We start from the raw sequence: 2,597 nt of genomic DNA on the forward strand, positions 1-2,597 counted from the left end.
TACAACGTGTCGTAGGCAAATGTGCGCAGCGGTTCAACTTGCTGGTTGGCGAAGTAGCGAATGGGTTGGGCCAGGTCCTCGATGCTCAGGACATTACCGACCGGGTCGTAGGCGTAATTCAGGTCCTGAATAAGACCGTTGTCAGCGCGCAACCTGATCAAGCGGCCATCGACAGGATCGTAATCAAGGGCCGTCACGATGCCGTTGCCGGCCGTTTCGGACTGGATGCGGCCCTGAGCGTCATAGTCGATATCGCTGACCAGCGTTTGCGCAGGCTGCCCTGGCAATTGCAATCCTGTGAACTTGAGTTGTCCCGCCACGGTGTGCGCAAATGTCTGAACATTGCCCATCGCATCGGTCTGTTCAAGTGCGTCGTCCAACGGTCCAAAACGCCAGGACGATTTGGCTCCCTCTCCCGGCTCCAGCAAGTCGTCTCGTTCAGCCACCACATCAGACCAGTCCGGCACGCTGAGGTCTTTCAAGAACCTGTGCGTCTGCTCGGTCACCTCGCCCGTCAAACTGAACACTCGATTAGTCACCGAACCGGCTAAATCGTCATGCCGAATCAACTGGCCACAGTGGTTGGCCAACGTTTCGTTGGCGCCGCCATAGGCAAGCCGCTCGACGCAACATCCAACAGAGTCATCCCCTTCGAAAACGGCTGACGGGCGCAGCAACGAGTCGTATTCCATGCGTTGCCAATGACCGCGCGCGTTCCAATAGTGATCGCGTTGCCCCGCGTCGTTTAACAACTCAGCGCTCCACCCGGCATCCACGCTGTCAACGAATAGCGCCCTTCCTTTCAGTGAATGGACAGACCTCAGATTGGCTGCACGCTCTTGCGCATTGTCCAGTAGGTCTCCAAGCCGCGAATCCCAACGCTTGATCGAACGACCAACGACATCGAAAGCCGAGCGATCAACCCGATCGGAAACCGCCCCGCCCGCCAGCGCACGGTGGAAAGACACGGATCGAACCGGCAAGCCGCGCGGGTCAACAACGGCAAGCGTCGAGGTGTGAGCATTTAAGCTATCCGGATCAGACATGGCGGTTGCAATCCGTTGCAGTGACTCATTTAAGGCTAAATCGTTGCGGGGCGAGTGAGATGCCGTCAGTCGTGCGCATATGCAACGGTTGACGAACCACGATCCGCACCTTCACCTTGTAGCCCGCTCTATGCGTATTCCCCATCCGCAGAGGGTGGGTGGGACTTTTTTGTCGTTGTCCGGAGGTTAGGGCCTTTCCGTCAAAGCACAAGACTGCCGAGTTCACTTATCTCTCACGTGCCCACTCTCGCCCTGACCAAAGAAATCCGACTCAGAAACTCTGCTTTCGATGATTTACGACGATCGATCTCCTCCTTCGAATCAAAAAGGTGATCCTTTGGCATATACCGTTCAAAAAAATCCCCCCAGTCCTCAGATAGCAGAGTCGCTCTCGTCTCAGGGTTCGCTACGAATAAGTCGATGTGCTCATCACTGAGGCTAGAGGCCTTTATTGCCTCATAGCCGGGCTCAAGGATCAGCTCATGATCAATCGCAAAAGGGTTACCCGCTTCATCAAACACTGTATTGGCATGCCGCCCATCGTCGAGCCGGTCACGTGCATTCAAGAGAAAATCAAACACGTAGAGCTTTGAGCGTCTGCGGTCAAAAGCGGGTGTCTCTCGTGGGGGATGTACATAACGTGAAAAAAACCTCTCTGTCATTGCCAGGCCGTAATACGGTCGCAGGAACAAGATTCAGGTTCAATTTCTTGCTGAACTCATACGCAAAGACTTCATTGCGCGCCCCTAATTTTTGTCGGCGCACCCCCGCCTCATCCCATGCGACCATCGAAGAATAGTCTTTGTGAACAGCCCACTCGTTGCCCTCAAGCGCAACCACGCAAGTTGTGTAGCCGCTGGACACGTCTCTTAATTGGCTGAACGTTAGCGGCTCAGGCCCCAAGACTAGCCTTACATGGGGAGCGGGCATATGTTGGGGGACGTTCTGTATACGCGAATCCGACACGGCCTGGGAGGGCGCGTTGGGGAGCGCGCCCCGCCGAATAGAAGAAGGTGGGCGGTCGGGGACTGGAGGAGGACCACCTCGTGGCAGGGTTGAACGTGGACGTTCCGGGATGGGGGGCGGAGCACGCCCCGTTAACCCATTATCGTCCACTCGATTCATCGGGTTACCACTCACCATGCGGTATACATTCATGCCATCTATAGCGCCCGCCGGATCCGGATTTATCCACCGCATCAACCACGGCGCGTAATACCGTAAACCGTAGTAATAAAGCCCCGTTGCATCCCGCTCCTTGCCCGAGTAACGAATCGTCTTGTAGTTGACCTCAACCTCGTTACGTCCAGCGAACCACGCCGTCTCGCCATACGGATAATAGATTTCCTGGCTGATCAGTTGCGCCTCGGCATCCAGTTCCAGTGTGCTGGAGCCCAGATGGTCAGAAAGGCTGTAGCGGACCTGATCGTTTTCCAGGGACTCCGGCTTTCCGGCCTGCCAGTGCAACACCCGCACATCGCTGCGGCCCGCGGTGACGGTGATGACGTGCAGCACTTCGCCCGTCGCCGTGTTCGTGCGGATCTCCAGGCC

At 56.4% G+C, this 2,597-nt stretch carries 2 protein-coding genes and 1 pseudogene; all 3 read right to left on the minus strand.

Translation table 11 applies throughout. The annotated features are described in order from the left end of the window. A pseudogene (locus BMY73_RS27685) lies at nt 1-968 on the minus strand (RHS repeat domain-containing protein); the annotation flags it as partial. 311 nt (nt 969-1,279) lie between these two features. After that, nucleotides 1,280-1,627, minus strand: coding sequence for a hypothetical protein (locus BMY73_RS27690; protein WP_092411108.1), 348 nt, complete (start codon nt 1,625-1,627; stop codon nt 1,280-1,282). Nucleotides 1,628-1,649: 22 nt separating this feature from the next. Then, nucleotides 1,650-2,597: RHS repeat-associated core domain-containing protein (locus BMY73_RS27695; RefSeq protein WP_139214303.1), on the minus strand; the 948-nt coding region annotated here is incomplete at its 5' end.

It is taken from the genome of Pseudomonas sp. NFACC02, from assembly GCF_900110765.1.
Lineage (GTDB): Bacteria > Pseudomonadota > Gammaproteobacteria > Pseudomonadales > Pseudomonadaceae > Aquipseudomonas.